We start from the raw sequence: 16,846 nt of genomic DNA on the forward strand, positions 1-16,846 counted from the left end.
TATGCTTCCCCAATGGTTCAACAATTGGAACAGGGATAACCCGACCGACATCTACGGCCCGGCGATCCTTGTGGGGGCCCTCGGGGCGGCGGTCATCGTGGTGGCGGCACTGGTCAGCTTTGGCCAGCCCTACGCCACCGACAGCCTGCAGACCGGCCCGCGCGGCACCGGCATGTCGGTGCCCGAGTTCCAGGCCGATCTGGCCACGCCGGACCCGTCCATCGAGGCGCTTTACACCGAAGCGCCCTACATCCCCGAAGGCGGAGAGCCGCTGGCCAAGGACGTCTATCAGAACGTCCAGGTTCTGGGCGATCTGACCGAGGACAACTTCAACCGGGTGATGGGCGCGATCACGCAATGGGTGGCGCCCGAGCAGGGCTGCGCCTATTGCCACGGCGATGTCGACCTTGCGGAATACGGGTCGGACGACCTTTATACCAAGGTCGTGGCGCGCAGCATGATCCAGATGACCCAGAACATAAACGAGGGCTGGGACGGGCATGTGAACGCCAACAAGCAGGTGGGTGTGACCTGTTACACCTGCCACCGCGGCGAGAACGTGCCAAGCGACATCTGGTTCCGGATCACCCCCGTGCACTCTCGTGCCGCCGAGGGCTGGTCGGCCAACCAGAACCGCGTCACGGCGCAGAGCCAGTATACCTCGCTGCCGTCAGACGCGCTCGAGGCCTATCTGCTGAACGGCGAGGTGATCGGGGTTCACGATCTCGAGGCGCATGTCGACACCAAACCCTACGAGGAAGGCTACCCGACCTGGCAGAACGCCGAGCGGACCTTCAGCCTGATGAACTACGTCAGCAACTCGCTCGGGGTGAACTGTGTCTTCTGCCACAACACCCGCGCGTTCTATGACGGGGCGCAGGTGACGCCGCAGTGGGGCACGGAATCGCTGGGCATCGCCATGGTGAATGAGCTGAACAACGACTGGCTCGTGCCGCTCAAGGACACCTATCCGCCCGAACGGCTGGGTCCGGTCTATGCCGACGCGCCCAAGGCGGCGTGCAAGACCTGCCACAAGGGCTATCAGCAGCCGCTGCAGGGCACCAACGTGATCGCCGACTGGCCGGAACTGGCCACAACCGGCGCGCCCGTTTACGAATGACGGCCCGGGGCGGGGCCCATGTCCCGCCCCGGGTATCGCCAGATTCGGGCCCGTGCATTTCCCATGAACGGTCCGGATGTCGGGGTCACAACACCCCGGTTCCCTTCCTGTTGGCTACAGGAAACTGGCGTCACGTTCAGGCACCCCCCGTGCGAACGTGACGCCTTTTTACCCTCTGGGGGGAGGAATTGACATGACGCATCCCGACACACCCCATCTGGACCGCGTGGCCGGCCCTGCCGACCTTCGGCAAATGGACGACCGCACGCTGGCCCGCGTCGCCGACGAGCTGCGATCCGAGGTGATTTCGGCGGTGTCCGAGACCGGCGGCCATTTGGGATCGTCCCTGGGCGTCGTCGAGCTGAGCGTCGCGATCCACGCGGTGTTCAACACGCCGATGGACAAGCTGATCTGGGATGTGGGCCATCAATGCTATCCGCACAAGATCCTGACCGGACGGCGCGACCGCATCCGCACCTTGCGGCAAAAGGGGGGACTTAGCGGGTTCACCAAGCGATCCGAGTCGCAATTCGATCCGTTCGGGGCGGCGCATAGCTCGACCTCGATTTCCGCCGCGCTGGGCTTTGCCGTTGGCCGCGACATGGGTCAGCCGACGGGCGACGCCATCGCCGTGATCGGCGACGGTTCGATCAGCGCTGGAATGGCCTACGAGGCGCTGAACAACGCCGGTCACGAGGGGCGGCGCCTCTTCGTGATCCTGAACGACAACGAGATGAGCATCGCCCCGCCAGTCGGCGCGATGAGCACCTACCTGTCGCGGCTTTACGCCAACGAGCCGCTGGCCAAGATGAAGAGCCTGGCCGAGGGTTTTGAGGCGGCGCTGCCGCAGCCGATGCGCGATGGGGCCAAGCGCGCGCGTCAGCTGGTGACGGGGGCTATTCAGGGGTCGGGGACGCTGTTCGAAGAGCTCGGTTTCGAATATATCGGCCCGATCAACGGGCACGACATGGGCCAGCTCTTGCCGGTTTTGCGCGCGGCACGTGCGCGGGCGACGGGCCCGGTTCTGATCCACGTCTGCACGGTCAAGGGCAAGGGATTTGCGCCGGCCGAGAACAGCTCGGACCGAGGGCACGGCGTGGCGAAATTCGACCCTGTTACAGGGCAACAAGCCAAATCCAAGCCCAATGCACCCAGCTATACATCGGTATTCGGGCAGGCGCTGACGGACGAGGCGGCGCGCGATCCGTCGATCATGGCGGTGACCGCCGCGATGCCGTCGGGCACCGGTGTGAACATTCTGGCCGACAGGTTCCCTGCCCGCGTCTTCGACGTTGGCATTGCAGAACAGCACGGGGTGACCTTTGCCGCCGGGATGGCCGCCAGCGGGCTCAAGCCCTTCTGCGCGATCTATTCGACCTTCCTGCAGCGCGGGTACGACCAGGTGGTGCACGACGTGGCCCTTCAGGGACTGCCGGTGCGCTTCGCCATCGACCGTGCGGGGCTGGTGGGGGCCGATGGCGCGACCCATGCGGGGGCGTTCGACCTGGCCTATCTGTGCAACCTGCCGGGCTTTACCGTCATGGCCGCGTCGGACGAGGCCGAGCTGGTGCATATGGTCGCCACCGCCGCCGCGCATGACAGCGGGCCCATCGCGTTCCGCTATCCGCGCGGAAGCGGCACCGGTGTGGCGCTGCCGGAGCGGGGCGAGGTTCTCGAGATCGGCAAGGGACGTGTGCTGCAGGAGGGGTCGGACGTGGCGATCCTGTCGCTGGGCGCGCATCTGGACGAATGCAAGGCCGCGGCGGGGATGCTGGAGGCGGAGGGCGTGTCTGTGACCATTGCCGATGCGCGCTTTGCCAAGCCGCTCGATACGGACTTGATCCTGCGGTTGGCGCGCCGTCACAAGGCGCTGATCACCGTGGAACAGGGCGCGCGCGGCGGGTTCGGGGCGATGGTGCTGCACGAGCTGGCCGCGCAGGGCGCGCTGGACATGGGCCTGTGCATCCGGACCATGACCCTGCCGGACCGGTTCATCGAACAGGCGAGCCCCGACGACATGTATGCGGATGCGGGTCTGACCCGGCTCGATATCGCCGATACCGTACGCCAGACGTTGGGGCTGGAGCGGAAGGTGGTTCAGTTCCGGCCTTGATCCGTCGTCGAGATCCGAAGGTGCGCGCCTATGGCGCGCGCTTTTGGTTTTGCGTTCAAGGCACGCGGCCTTTGGGGGCGCTGCCCCCAAACCCCCGGGATATTTCTGGATCAGTGAAGATCAGGCGCGGGCGAGCAGGGTGTCGCCGAAGATGCGCTGGGCGTAGGTGTCGAGATAGATGCGCAGCCAGGGGGTGAAGTCCGACGGGCTGTCCTTGACGCGTTGCAGCAGCGCCGGGTAGGCGATCCATTCGGTCGCCATGACTTCGTCAGGGTCGGGGGCGATCTGCAGGTTTTTCGCGGCCTCGGCGACGAAGATGTCGACGACCTCGTGTTCGATCAGCCCGCCGCCCACGTCGGCACGGTATTCCACGCGGTCGCGGTAGTCGGGGCTGAGCCCGGCGATGCCCAGTTCCTCGTCGAGCCGGCGGTTGGCGCAGTCGAGGCTGGATTCGTCCCATTCGGGATGGGTGCAGCAGGTGTTCGCCCAGAGGCCCGGGGTATGGTATTTGCCCAGCGCGCGCTGTTGGATCAGGACCTTGTCACCGCGGGTGACGAAGACTGACACGGCCTTGTGTTTCAGCCCGCGCTGGTGCGCCTCGAGCTTTTCCACCGGGGTCAGTGTGCCGTCGATCCAGGCGGGGATGAGGATGGTCATACGTAAGTCTCGCGTACAAGGCCGGTCAGGTGGCCGAGGTTCTTGATGCCGATGCGGATATGGGCCATCGGGCGGGCCTTGACCAGTTTCTTGTTCATATAGGCCTCGAACGTCAGGCGCTGCACGTCGATATCGTGGCACAGGCTGACGAAGCGTTCGCGGCGGCTGTCGGATTTGTAATAGGCGTCCTGCATCTGGCCGAGCACGCGGAAGACCGTTTTATGTTCGCGCATGAAAAGGCGGCGGGCCAGGGCCAGATCGGTGATCCGCCCGCTGGCCAGCGTTGCGGCGCAGGCGGAGGCGGCGGCGCGTCCGCCGACCATGGCGTAGTAGATGCCCTCGCCCGAACTGGGGGCGACGACGCCGGCAGCATCGCCGGCCAGCACCACGTCGCGGGCATTGTCCCAGAAGCGCAGGGGTTTCAGCGGGATGGGCGCGCCTTCGCGGCGGAGCGTCTCGCACGCCGCGAGGCCCGAGGCGGCGCGCAGGTCTGCGGTGGCCTGCTTGAGGTCGACGGAGGGCACATAGGTGCCCATGCCGACCGAGGCCGACGACCCGTGCGGGAACACCCAGCCGTAGAAATCGGGCGAGATCGCGCCGTCGTAGATCACGTCGCAGCGCATTGGATCGTAGCGATCCGTCTTGTCGGGCGCCGCGATGATCTCGTGATAGGCGAAGACCAGCGGGGTCTTGCCGCCGCCCGGAATTTCCTGCGCCGCCACGCGGGACTTGGCCCCGTCGGCACCGATGACAAGCCGGGTTTCGAGCCGCGCCTCCTCGCCGGTGGCCTTGTCGCGGTACACGACCCAGCGGCGTTTGTCCTGGCGGTCGATGCGCAGGAAGGTCCCGGTGAAACGCTCGGCCCCGGCGGCCTTGGACCGGTCGCGCAGGAAAGGGTCGAAATCCTTGCGGTCGACCATGCCGACAAAGCCGTTCTCGATGGGGATGTCGACCGTGCGCCCGGTGGGCGAGATCATGCGCGCAGTGTTGACCTTGGCCACGAGCTGATCGTCGGTGATGTGGAAATCCTGCATCAGCCGGGGCGGGATCGCGCCGCCGCAGGGCTTGATGCGGCCTTCGCGGTCGATCAGCGCGACGCGGTGGCCCGAACGCGCCAGATCCTCGGCGGCAGTGGCGCCTGAAGGGCCTCCGCCCACAACGACAACATCGAACATGTTCATTCTCCTGGCACGAGATCGGGACTGGTTGCGGGCCGGCCGTCCATGATGCGGGCGGCCATGTAGGCGGCGGTGAGAAAGAGGGCGGCCTCGGCCAGGAACACCGTGCCGAAGGCCGGCGCGTCGGGCAGGGCGGTGCGCATCAGGTCAACGGCGCCGGCGCCCAAGAGGCCGCCGAAACCGGCGGCGATGGCCTGCGCCGCGCCCCAAAGGCCCATGCGCGTGCCTTCGCGTTTCTCGCGCCCCTGACCGGCCAGCGCCATCATCGAGCCGATGGCGGCGACCGCGAAGACTCCGTTGAAGAAACCGAGGCTGACGGTGGCGGCGCTCAGGGCCATCTTCGACCCTGTTCCGCCCAAAGACGCGATCGCCACAAGGCAGAGAGCCGAGCCCAGGCAGCCTATCACGACCCAGTTGCGCAGGCTGCCAAAGCGCAGCCCGGTGGCGGCGATGCCCACGACCAGCATTCCGATAAACACACCGCCGTTCTGCATCCCGGAAAGCTGGGTGCTTTCCCCGGGTGAAAAGCCGAAGACGAGCCCGGCATAGGGTTCGAGGATCAGTTCCTGCATGAAATAGGCGGTCATCGACAGGAAGACGAAGATGGTGAAGACGCGCGCGGCGGGTTCGCGCCAGACCTCGGCCAGCCCTTCGCGGAAGGGGACGGGTTCGGGCTCGGGCGTGGCGATGATGCCGTGCTCGATCCGCCATGTGGCGACGAGGGCGAGCGCCAGGGCGCCGGAGGCGACGATGCCGACGACGCGCAAGAGAACAGCGGGCGAATATGGGTCGAGGAAGGCGCCGACGACGCCCGCGGTCATCGCAATGCCGAAGATCATCATCAGCCACGTGATGGTCGCGGCGGCCGCGCGGCGGTGCGGGGCGGTGGCGGTGGCCAGAAGCGCCAGCACAGACGTGCCCGCCGCCCCCGCACCGAGCCCGATCATGGCATAGGCCAGCACCGACAGGGCGATGCCCCAGATGCGGCTCTGTTCCAGCGCAACGACGCCGCAGGCGGCCAGAAAGCCGCCAAGCGCCAGCACCGCCATGCCCCGGTGAATCCAGCGCGTGCGATTGCCGCCGGTGTCGGACAGGAAACCCCAATTGGGCCGGGTGATCTGGATGCCGTAGTGCAGACCGACCAGCAGGCCGGGCAGCAGCGCGGGCAGGGCAAGCTCGACCACCATCAGGCGGTTCAGCGTCGAGGTGGTCAGCACGACGATGGCGCCCAGCGCCATCTGCACCAGGCCCAGACGAACGATTGAAAGCCAGCCGAGGGTCATATCGCCCCCAATCCGCGCAATGCGAATGCGGCGATCATCATGCCCGAGATATACATCAGCACCCCGGTGCCGTTGTACCACGGCGCCTTGGCGCGCGGGTCGCGCAGCATGACCGACATGGCCCAGCCCTGGCCCAGCAGCAGCACCAGAATCGCCGCGGCATGATAGGGCAGCGACCAGCTGGCCAGCGCCAGAACCACGGCGATCTGCGGCACGGCCATTACCGCGCAGGCGACCCGCGCCGCGCGGTCGGGTCCCATCGTGACGGGCAGCGAGTTCACGCCCATCTGGCGGTCGCCCTCCAGCGCCTTGAAATCGTTGAGCGTCATGATCCCGTGCGCGCCGATCCCGTACAGCACCGCAACCAGAACGATCCGCATGTCCGGCAGCGCCTGTGCCAGAACGGCGGCGCCGGTGAACCACGGCAGGGTCTCATAGCTGAGCCCGACGAGCCCCGGCCCCCACCATCCCGACCGCTTCAGGCGCACCGGTTCGGCGGAATAGGCCCAGGCGGCCAGAACGCCGAAACAGGTGGCGGTAAAGCCCCAGGTCCCGAGAGAGGATCCCACAATCAGCGACAGACCCGACATCGCCAAGGCGATCCAGAGCCCCCAGCGCCCCGGGATGCGCCCAGAGGGGATCGGGCGGTCGGGTTCGTTGATGGCGTCCACATGGCGGTCGCACCAGTCGTTCGCCGCCTGGCTCATGCCGCAGACGATGGGGCCGGCCAGGATCACGCCCAGAACCGCCAACGCCCAGTGATCGGCGAAAGACGCGCCCGACGACACCATTCCGCAGAGATAGGCCCACATCGGCGGGAACCACGTGACCGGCTTGATCAGGCGGAGCATCGCTGCGGGTTCGGGATAGCGGCGTGATTGTAAACTTATGCTGACACTCATGTGTCAACTAGACACGACAATTCGAGTCGGCGCAAGCGTCACGCACGGGAGGGCGGCGTTGGCCGCGCCCTATGACCCGTCTTCGGAATCGCGGCTGAGCAGGCCGTATTTGCGCAGTTTGACGTAAAGGCTCTGCCGCGAGAGGCCCAGCATTTCGGCCGCAGCCACCCGGTTGTTGCGGGTCAGGTTGACGGCGGTCTCGATGCACATCTTTTCGACCACGTCGGTGGTTTCCGACACGATCTCTTTCAGCGAGGCCGACCCGACCAGTTCCATCACGTTGCGGCTGGATTCCTCGGACGTCTGAATCGGCTGCTTGCGGATCGCATCGACCCGGCTGGCGTCGCGGATGACGAAACCAAGCTCGGGTTCGCTGCGGTCGTTGAGATAGGTCACCGACAATTCCACCGCGGTCTTGGCGCCGAAATCGTTCATCACCTTGGTCGAATACATCCGCATATGCCCGGCACGGCGGGCGTTTTCGATCAGCACCGACATGTCGATCTGACCCCGGCCGAGGTATTCCGACAGGTTGCGCCCCTTCACATCCACCAGATGCGCGGCATCCACCAGATCGAGGAAGCTGTCGTTGCAGGTCTGGATGACGCCGGTGATCGAGGTAAAGACCATCGCGTCAGAGCCCCTCTTGAACAGAACACCCAGGTTGACGCTGAGATCGTCGTGTTGGGCGGCGGTGTCGGTCAGCAGGTTCAGACGGCAGATGAGAATGCGTTCGCCCGCGGCGCGGAACACGTTGGGCGTGATGACGGCGCGCTGCCGGTTGCGCTTGGTCTGCACCTCCAGCCCGGCGGTGGTTTCCGAGATCGACGTGTTGATCAGCCCTTCGACGAATTCCTCGCGCCGGCGGTCGCGGAACTCTTGCGCGAAGGACGATTCGATCAGATCCTCGCGGGTCGAGCCCAGCAGGCTCGCCGCCGGTTCGTTGAGGTCCTTGATCCGCCCGTCGCCGACCGACACGAAGACGATCGGGTCGCGCACCGTGCGCAGCAGCAGCCGATAGCGCGCATCGAATTCGCGCCGTGCTTCATAGCCCTGCTCCAGCGACATCTGCGCCTGCACCAGTTGCTGCTGGGTCTCGGCGATGGGGCGCAGATCACGCCCCAGCATCAGGATCGACCCTTCGGATCCGAAAGGATGAAAGCTGTAGCGGATCGGGAATTCCCAGACCGCATTGTCGGAATGGTTCAGCTCGACGCTCCTGGCAGGGTCCATGCCCTTGAGGAACCTGGCGTGCATGGCGTCGAATTTCGGGATGCTCTCGGTGGTCAGGAATTCGTGGATCGACCGGCCTTCCCAATGATCCAGCTTACCGAAGGATGTGTCGTTCTTGTTCAGCAGAACCGACAGGATCACGCCGTTTTGGGAAATCACCAGAGCGATATCCGACGCCGCGGAAATGATGCTCGAAAGGATTTCCGGTTCTATCAGGGGAACGGAGCCGTTGCTCCAGAAGCTGGATCCGGTGCTGTTCATCTACCGGACCACTGACTTTTTCTTATGTCTCTTCTTGTCACAGAGCTTGAAAGCCACCTTCACGTCATCCGTCACCAGGTCGACGCCGGTCTTCTCCTTTACGCGGTCCGCAAGATCGAGAACGAGCCCGCCCAGCGCAAGCGGGGGCGGCGCGTCCAATCCGGTTTTGATCCCTTGTACCATCTTGGCGATGGTTTCAAGCGCATCGGTCCGCGAGCAGGAAAACATGACCAGATCGTATGGCTCATCGGCCATAGAGGCAAGAAGGGACCGGATGTCCGGACCAAAGAGAATCCGCACCGACGCGCCCAGACGGCGCAGCTGAGCGGTGGCCACATGCGGCCCCAGGGTGTGCGTGTCGCCGGCCTGAAGCACCATCAGCACGTTGATGTCGTCGCCGTCTTCGGAAAGCTTGGCCGCCCAGGGCGGGGCCAGCAGCGTCAGAAGCCCCTGCAGGCGCGCGGTCGCGATGGTGACCTTGGCAAAGCTGATGATGTCGTCGCACCACATGTCGCCCAGCACACGCGCGGCCTGCGGGATATAGATATCGACGATCTGATTGGCGCAAAGCCGGTTGTCCTTGAGATCGTGCAGCAGCATGTCCGCATTGAAGGCGCCGTCGCGCAGAGAGGATTCGACCAGCTTGTGCACGACGCTGGCACGTATGGTGCTCGCGCCTTCGTCGGCCTTTTCGCTCAGGACCGAAATCACGGCCGACGCCAATGCCGAAACGTCAGGACGCACATCGGCTTCTAGCGCACGATCGTCGCTGCTATTGTCGTTTGCCATGTCAAACCCTCGCGTCTTCGCGGCAAGGCTCTCCAAGCGAGAGACCCGCGCGTAAAGACACGCCTCATTGTCTTTGACGAGGTCGAAAATGTCAAAAGGAATTGACACTGGGTTCGAACACGGTTCCAACCTGTTGGCCATAAGGCGGAAAATCTCTTGTAAATCAGATAATTTAAAAAGACAGGTGTCATGTCAGCAAACATTGACACAGGCGAAAGTGTCAGATTCTACGGTGTAAGTTTTAATTGACACTTTTGCGGACGGAGCGTTACGCTCGCCGGTACTGTCAGTACGGAATCACACATGACCGACATGCCGCACGAAGCCCCGCAGGGGGTTTTGCTCTATACGCCAGAAGAGCGCGCCCGCAGGGACAGCACCGTCTGGACCCTGATCCAGGGCATTCTGGCGCCGCTGCAGTTCGTCGCGTTCCTCGTCTCGCTTATACTGGTCGTTCGCTACCTGGCCACGGGCGCCGGATATGAGGCGGCGACGCTGTCGATCCTTGTGAAGACCGGCTTTCTCTACGTCATCATGATCACCGGCGCGATCTGGGAAAAGGTCGTCTTTGGCCAGTATCTCTTTGCGCCCGCCTTCTTCTGGGAAGACGTGTTCTCATTCGGCGTGATCGCCCTTCACACCGCTTATGTCTGGGCGCTCTGGACCCATGCGCTGTCGCCCGTGGGCGAAATGGGGCTCGCGCTGGCGGCCTACGCGGCCTACGTCTTCAACGCCGGGCAATTCCTGTGGAAACTGCGCATGGCGCGGCTCCAGCAGGGGGCGGTGGCATGAACGACCGTTTCACGCCTCCGACCGCGCAGGGCTGCGCCAACGCCCCGGTCCTGAAAGAGCGCGGCCAGCACGAGGTGTTCTGCGGCCTGACCGGCATCATCTGGCTGCATCGCAAGATGCAGGATGCGTTCTTCCTGGTGGTCGGCTCGCGCACCTGTGCGCATCTTCTGCAATCCGCCGCCGGCGTGATGATCTTCGCCGAACCGCGCTTCGCCACCGCCGTGCTAGAGGAAACCGATCTCGCCGGGCTGGCCGATGCCCAGACCGAGCTCGACCGCGTGGTGACAGAGCTTCTCACCCGCCGCCCGGACATCCGGCAGCTTTTTCTCGTGGGCTCCTGCCCGTCTGAGGTCATCAAGCTGGACCTCGCCAAGGCCGCCGAACGGATGAGCGCGCAATTCGCGCCGCGGGTCCGGGTGCTGAACTACTCCGGCTCGGGGATCGAGACGACGTTCACCCAGGGCGAAGATGCCTGCCTTGCGGCGATGGTGCCGGTCCTGCCCCAGACCGAGGCGCGCGAACTGCTGCTGGTCGGCGCGCTGCCCGACGTGGTCGAGGAACAGGCCATCGGCCTGCTCGAGGCGATGGGCGTGGGGCCGATCCGCGTGCTGCCGGCGCAAAGCGTCGATGCCGAATACGGCATCGGGTCGAACACGCAATACGCCCTGACGCAGCCTTTCCTGACCGACACGCACGAGGCGCTGCAGCGCCGGGGCGCGCAGCACATCGCCGCCCCCTTCCCCTTCGGCGAAGAGGGCACCACGGCCTGGCTGCGCGCCATCGCCACGGAATTCGGCGTCAGCGAGGCGCTTTTCGATCAGGTCACCGCCGCGCCGCGCGCCCGCGCCCGCAAGGCGATCTCGCAGGCCGCCGAGGCGCTGCGCGACAAGTCGGTCTTCTTCTTCCCCGACAGCCAGCTGGAAATCCCGCTGGCGCGCTTCCTGACCCGCGAATGCGGCATGACCGCCATCGAGGTAGGCGCGCCCTTCATCCACCGCGCAGTCATGACGCCGGATCTGACGATGCTGGATCAGGGCCCCACGCTGGCCGAAGGCCAGGACGTCGATAAGCAGCTCGACCGTTGCCGCGCCGCGCGTCCCGATCTTACGATCTGCGGCCTCGGCCTCGCCAACCCGCTCGAGGCCGAAGGACTGACCACCAAATGGGCCATCGAACTGGTCTTCACCCCGGTCCATTTCTACGAACAGGCGGGCGATCTCGCCGGTCTCTTCTCGCGCCCGCTGCGCCGCAGACGGATCCTCCATCCGGAGGCCGCGGAATGATGCTTCTTCTTGGCGGAAATACTCCACGGGGGTGCGGGGGTGTGAAACCCCCGCTCCGGCGCCGGCCATGAAGCTGACGGTCTGGACATACGAGGGCCCGCCCCATGTCGGCGCCATGCGCGTCGCCACCGGAATGACCGGTCTGCATTACGTGCTGCACGCGCCGCAGGGCGACACCTATGCCGATCTGCTCTTCACGATGATCGAGCGGCGCAACCACCGCCCGCCGGTGACCTACACCACCTTCCAGGCCCGCGATCTGGGCAGTGACACGGCGCATCTTTTCAAGGACGCCTGCTTGGCCGCCTACGATCGCTTCCGGCCCGAGGCGATCATCGTCGGGGCCTCGTGCACCGCCGAGCTGATCCAGGACGATCCCGGCGGCATGTCCGAAACCCTCGGCCTGCCGGTGCCGGTCATCCCGCTGGAGCTGCCCAGCTATCAGCGCAAGGAAAACTTCGGCGCGGACGAGACGTTCTATCAGATCGTCAAGGCGCTGGCTAAGCCGATGCCGCGCACCGAACGCGTGACCGCCAACCTGATCGGCCCCACCGGCCTCGGCTTCCGGCACCGCGACGACATCACCGAGCTCACCGGCCTGCTGATGGAGATGGGGATCGAGGTCAACGTGGTCGCCCCGATGACCGCCAGCCCGTCGGATATCGCCCGGCTGGGCCAGGCGCATTTCAACGTTCTGATGTATCCCGAAACCGCCGAAACCGCCGCCCGCTGGATGGAGCGGGAACTGGGCCAGCTGTTCACAAAGACCGTCCCCATCGGCGTCGGCGCAACCCGCGACTTCGTCGCCGAGGTGGCGCAGCTGGCTGGTGTCGCGCCAAAGCTGGACGACAGCCGCCTGCGGTTGCCCTGGTACTCGGCCAGCGTCGACAGCACCTATCTGACCGGCAAGCGGGTTTTCCTCTTTGGCGACGGCACGCATGTCGCCGCCTGCGCCCGCATCGCGCGCGACGAGATGGGGTTCGAGGTGGTGGGCCTGGGCTGCTACAACCGCGAGCAGGCCCGCAACATCCGCGCGGTCGCGCGGGATTTCGGCGTCGAGCCGCTGGTCACCGACGATTACCTGGAAGTCGAGCGCCGGATCGAAGAGCTGGCGCCGGAACTGATTCTCGGCACCCAGATGGAGCGGCACATCGGCAAGCGGCTGGGTATCCCCTGCGCCGTGATCTCGGCCCCGGTGCATGTGCAGGATTTCCCCGCGCGCTACAGCCCGCAGATGGGGATCGAGGGCGCGAACGTCATCTTCGACACCTGGGTGCATCCACTGGTCATGGGGCTGGAAGAGCATCTTCTGACCATGTTCCGCGAGGATTTCGAATTTCACGACGAGGCCGGGGCGAGCCATCACGGCGGCGCCGCCCGGCCCCGGGCCGAGGAGGGGGGCCAGCCCCCCGCGCCTGCGGCGCCCCCCCGGAGTATTTCCGCCAAGAAGAAGCAGGAAGAGGGCGCTTCGTCGATCGAGGTGATCTGGCTTCCGGCCGCCGAGAAGGAGTTGAAGAAGATCCCGTTCTTCGTGCGCGGCAAGGCGCGGCGCAACACCGAGACGTTCGCGGCCGAGCGCGGGGTCGCCGAGATCAGCGTCGATACGCTTTACGAGGCGAAGGCCCATTATGCGCGATAGCTTCGGCGATATCCGGGCGTACAACATCGCCATCATCACGCTGGACAGCCATGCGGCGGGCCCGGTGGCGCGGGCCTCGGCGCGGCTGGCGCGGGAGTTTCCGGGGCTGAGCATCACGGTTCATGCCGCCGCCACCTGGGGCGAGACGCCCGAGGCGCTGGCCGAGGCCCGACAGGCCATCGCCGGTGCGGACATGATCGTCGCGAACCTGCTCTTTCTGGAAGAACACATCACGCCGATCCTCGACGATCTGAAGGCTGTGCGCGACCGGGTCGACGGGCTGATCGGCGTGATCGCCGATGCCGAGATCGTCAAGCTGACAAAGCTGGGCAAGCTCGACATGCAGGCGCCCGCCTCTGGCATGATGAAGCTGATGAAGCGGCTGCGCGGCTCGTCCAAGCCGTCGACGGAATCCGGCGCCAAGAAAATGGCGCAGCTGCGCCGCCTGCCGAAGATGCTGCGGCTGATCCCGGGCAAGGCGCAGGATCTGCGCAGCTGGTTTCTGGTCATGCAATACTGGCTGGGCGGGTCGGACGACAATATCGAGGCGATGGTGCGCTACCTGCTGAGCAGATATGCCAAGGGCCGGGCCGAGTGGCTGGGCGCCGAGGCGCCGCTGCCGCTGGAATATCCCGACACCGGGCTTTACCACCCCGACCTGCCGGGGCGCATCACCACGGATGTCGCCGATCTGCCGCAGCGGGCGGATTGCGTTGCCACGGTGGGTCTGGTGATGATGCGGTCCTATGTGCTCTCGTCGGACACTGCGCATTACGACGGTGTCATCCGCGCGCTCGAGGCGCGGGGGCTGCGGGTGCTGCCCGCTTTTGCCGGAGGGCTGGATGCGCGGCCCGCGGTGGACGCCTATTTCCGCGATGAACACGGGCCGAAGATCGACGCGCTGGTGTCGCTGACCGGGTTCAGCCTTGTGGGGGGACCCGCGTACAACGACAACGCCGCCGCGATCAAGACGCTCAAGGCGCTCGACATTCCGTATGTCGCGGCGCACCCGCTTGAATTTCAGTCGCTGGGCCAGTGGGCGCGCAGCCCGCAGGGGCTGGGTCCGATCGAGACCACCATGCTGATCGCATTGCCCGAGCTGGACGGGGCCACCAACCCGACGGTTTTCGGCGGACGTCTGGATGCGGGCGGCTGTCAGGGCTGCGCGCATATGTGCGCGCTGGGCGAGGACACCAAGGAGATGGTGCCCTGCCACGAGCGGGTCGACAGCCTGGCCGAGAAGGTCGTGCGTCTGGCCAGCCTGCGGCGCAAGCAAAACGCGGACAAAAACGTCGGCATCGTGCTGTTCGGCTTTCCGCCCAACGCAGGCGCGGCCGGAACGGCGGCCTATCTGAGCGTCTTCGAAAGCCTCTGGAACACTTTGCAGGCGATGCAGGCGCAGGGTTATGATGTCGAGCTGCCCGACAGTGTCGAGGCATTGCGCGAGGCGGTGCTGGGCGGCAACGCGCGGCAATACGGGCAAGAGGCGAATGTCGCCGCCCATGTGGATGCCGAAACCATCGTGCGCACCACCCCGTCGCTCAAGGCCATCGAGGCGGTCTGGGGTCCGGCCCCGGGGCGCGTGCAATCGGACGGGCGCGGCGTGTTCGTGCTTGGCCGGCAGTTGGGCAAGGTCTTTGTCGGGCTGCAGCCGGCCTTCGGTTACGAAGGCGATCCGATGCGTCTGCTGTTCGAGCGCGGCTTTGCGCCGACCCATGCCTTCGCGACGTTCTATCTGTGGCTGAAACATCAGTTCGAGGCCGATGTGATCCTGCATTTCGGGATGCATGGCGCGCTGGAATTCATGCCGGGCAAGCAGGCCGGGCTGGGCGCGACCGACTGGCCCGACCGGCTGATCGGCGAGATGCCGAACGTCTATCTTTATGCCTCGAACAACCCGTCCGAGGCGTCGTTGGCCAAGCGCCGGTCTGGCGCCGTGACAGTCACCCATCTGACGCCGCCGCTGGCACAGTCGGGGCTCTACAAGGGGTTGGCCGAGCTCAAGGACAGTCTGACCCGCTGGCGCGAGGGCAACGGCGACGATCCCGACCGGCCGGAGCTGGCCGCGCTGATCGCCGAGCAGGCCGAGGCGGTCGATCTGGATGGACGCGATCCCGATACGCTTTGGCTGAAGCTGCTGGAGACCGAGGAGTCGCTGATCCCGGACGGGCTGCATGTGCTGGGTCAGGGGTTCTCGGATGCGGCGCGGGCCGAGTATCTGGGGCTGATCGAGGGTGCGGATGACGAGACGAAGGCGCGGGTCGACCGGCTTTTGCAGGAAGATCACGAGATCCCCGCGCTGATGCGGGCGCTGTCGGGGCGTTACATCGCGCCGGTGGCGGGGGGCGATCTGATCCGGTCCACGGATGTGCTGCCCACCGGGCGCAACATCCATGCGTTCGATCCGTTCCGCATGCCGACCGAGTTTGCCTGCCGCGACGGCGCGCGCCAGGCGCAGCTGTTGCTGGAGACCCATGCAAGCCTGCCGCGCACCGTGGCGCTGGTGCTGTGGGGATCGGACAATATCAAGAGCGACGGCGCGCCGTTGGCGCAGGCGCTGGCGCTGATCGGGGCGAAACCGCGGTTCGACAGTTTCGGGCGCATCTCGGGTGCCGATCTGGTGCCGCTGGAGGAGCTGGGCCGGCCGCGGATCGACGTGGTGATGACCTTGTCGGGGATCTTCCGCGATCTTTTGCCCCTGCAGACCCGGATGCTGGCTGAGGCCGCGCTGAAGGCGGCCGAGGCGGACGAGCCGGCCGAGATGAACTTTATCCGCGCTCATGCGCTGGCCTATGTCGAAGAGCATGGCTGCGACATGGCCACCGCCGCGCTGCGGGTCTTTTCCAATGCCGAAGGGGCCTATGGGTCGAACGTGAACGCGCTGGTCGATTCCTCGGCCTTTGGCGAAGAGGACGAGCTGGCCGACGCCTATGAGGCGCGCAAGAGCTTTGCTTACGGCGTGAACGGCAAGGCCAGCGCCAATGCGGCGCTGTTGCAGACGCAGCTGAAGACCGTCGATGTGGCCTATCAGAACCTCGAGTCGGTCGAGCTGGGGGTGACGACGGTCGATCACTACTTCGACACGCTCGGGGGCATTTCGCGCGCGGTGAAGCGTGCGCGCGGTGGTGACGAGGCGGCGATCTATATCAGCGATACCACACGCGGGGCGGGCAAGATGCGCAGTCTGGCGGATCAGGTGGCGCTGGAGACGCGGTCGCGGTCGCTGAACCCCAAGTGGTTCGAGGGGATGCTTAAACACGGGGCCGAGGGCGTCCGCCAGATCGAGGCGCAGGTGACCAACACGATGGGATGGTCGGCGACCACCGGGAAGGTGGATCCCTGGGTCTATCAGCGGATCTCGGAAACTTTCGTGCTGGATGCCGAGATGCGCGACCGGCTGGCCGCGCTGAACCCCACTGCGTCGAGCCGGATGGCGAACCGTCTGCTCGAGGCGCATGACCGCAATTACTGGCAGCCCGACGCCGCCACGCTGGCGGCCCTGCAGGACGCCGCGGACGCGCTGGAAGACCGGGTCGAGGGGATTGCGGCGGAATGACCGGGTGTTGCGCATATGACTTTTGCCGGAGCGGGGGGCC

General features: G+C 65.7%; 12 protein-coding genes. 6 read left to right on the top strand and 6 right to left on the bottom strand.

What is annotated here, in order from left to right; all coding sequences use genetic code 11:
* Position 1 precedes the first annotated feature (1 nt).
* Positions 2-1,120, top strand: coding sequence for a photosynthetic reaction center cytochrome PufC (pufC, locus tag RXV88_RS06645; RefSeq protein ID WP_316291356.1), 1,119 nt, complete (start codon positions 2-4; stop codon positions 1,118-1,120).
* A 193-nt stretch (positions 1,121-1,313) separates the two neighbouring features.
* Positions 1,314-3,233 carry a 1-deoxy-D-xylulose-5-phosphate synthase gene (dxs, locus tag RXV88_RS06650; protein ID WP_316291358.1) on the top strand — a complete coding sequence of 640 codons (1,920 nt, stop codon included), beginning with the start codon at positions 1,314-1,316 and terminating at the stop codon, positions 3,231-3,233.
* Positions 3,234-3,353: 120 nt separating this feature from the next.
* Here dxs and idi read toward each other — a convergent pair whose 3' ends face one another.
* The 6 genes from idi to RXV88_RS06680 all read right to left on the bottom strand — a co-directional run bounded on the left by idi (position 3,354) and on the right by RXV88_RS06680 (position 9,677).
* Entirely contained in the window at positions 3,354-3,890 is a 537-nt protein-coding gene (gene idi, locus RXV88_RS06655) for an isopentenyl-diphosphate Delta-isomerase (protein ID WP_316291360.1), read from the bottom strand.
* Positions 3,887-5,065 (bottom strand): geranylgeranyl diphosphate reductase, encoded by a 1,179-nt coding sequence (locus RXV88_RS06660; protein WP_316291362.1) that lies wholly within the window; start codon positions 5,063-5,065, stop codon positions 3,887-3,889. The genes idi and RXV88_RS06660 overlap by 4 nt, the downstream gene beginning before the upstream one ends.
* A gap of 2 nt (positions 5,066-5,067) precedes the next feature.
* Positions 5,068-6,351, bottom strand: coding sequence for a BCD family MFS transporter (locus RXV88_RS06665; RefSeq protein ID WP_316291364.1), 1,284 nt, complete (start codon positions 6,349-6,351; stop codon positions 5,068-5,070).
* Positions 6,348-7,253 (bottom strand): chlorophyll synthase ChlG, encoded by a 906-nt coding sequence (gene chlG / locus RXV88_RS06670; protein ID WP_316291365.1) that lies wholly within the window; start codon positions 7,251-7,253, stop codon positions 6,348-6,350. Before chlG ends, RXV88_RS06665 begins: the two co-directional genes overlap by 4 nt.
* A 69-nt stretch (positions 7,254-7,322) precedes the next feature.
* Positions 7,323-8,747 carry a transcriptional regulator PpsR gene (gene ppsR / locus RXV88_RS06675; RefSeq protein WP_316291368.1) on the bottom strand — a complete coding sequence of 475 codons (1,425 nt, stop codon included), beginning with the start codon at positions 8,745-8,747 and terminating at the stop codon, positions 7,323-7,325.
* Entirely contained in the window at positions 8,748-9,677 is a 930-nt protein-coding gene (locus RXV88_RS06680) for a hypothetical protein (protein ID WP_316291370.1), read from the bottom strand. It abuts the gene before it with no gap.
* A 162-nt stretch (positions 9,678-9,839) separates the two neighbouring features.
* Between RXV88_RS06680 and bchF the strand changes: the two genes are divergently transcribed.
* The 4 genes from bchF to RXV88_RS06700 all read left to right on the top strand — a co-directional run bounded on the left by bchF (position 9,840) and on the right by RXV88_RS06700 (position 16,806).
* Complete coding sequence (gene bchF / locus RXV88_RS06685) at positions 9,840-10,328, top strand: 2-vinyl bacteriochlorophyllide hydratase (RefSeq protein WP_316291372.1); 489 nt, start codon at positions 9,840-9,842, stop codon at positions 10,326-10,328.
* Positions 10,325-11,611 (top strand): ferredoxin:protochlorophyllide reductase (ATP-dependent) subunit N, encoded by a 1,287-nt coding sequence (locus RXV88_RS06690; protein ID WP_316291373.1) that lies wholly within the window; start codon positions 10,325-10,327, stop codon positions 11,609-11,611. The genes bchF and RXV88_RS06690 overlap by 4 nt, the downstream gene beginning before the upstream one ends.
* 67 nt (positions 11,612-11,678) lie before the next feature.
* Positions 11,679-13,250 carry a ferredoxin:protochlorophyllide reductase (ATP-dependent) subunit B gene (bchB, locus tag RXV88_RS06695; protein ID WP_316291375.1) on the top strand — a complete coding sequence of 524 codons (1,572 nt, stop codon included), beginning with the start codon at positions 11,679-11,681 and terminating at the stop codon, positions 13,248-13,250.
* Entirely contained in the window at positions 13,240-16,806 is a 3,567-nt protein-coding gene (locus RXV88_RS06700; RefSeq protein WP_316291377.1) for a magnesium chelatase subunit H, read from the top strand. The genes bchB and RXV88_RS06700 overlap by 11 nt, the downstream gene beginning before the upstream one ends.
* The last annotated feature ends 40 nt before the right edge of the window (positions 16,807-16,846 follow it).

This window comes from Aestuariicoccus sp. MJ-SS9 (genome assembly GCF_032586235.1).
GTDB lineage: Bacteria > Pseudomonadota > Alphaproteobacteria > Rhodobacterales > Rhodobacteraceae > Aestuariicoccus.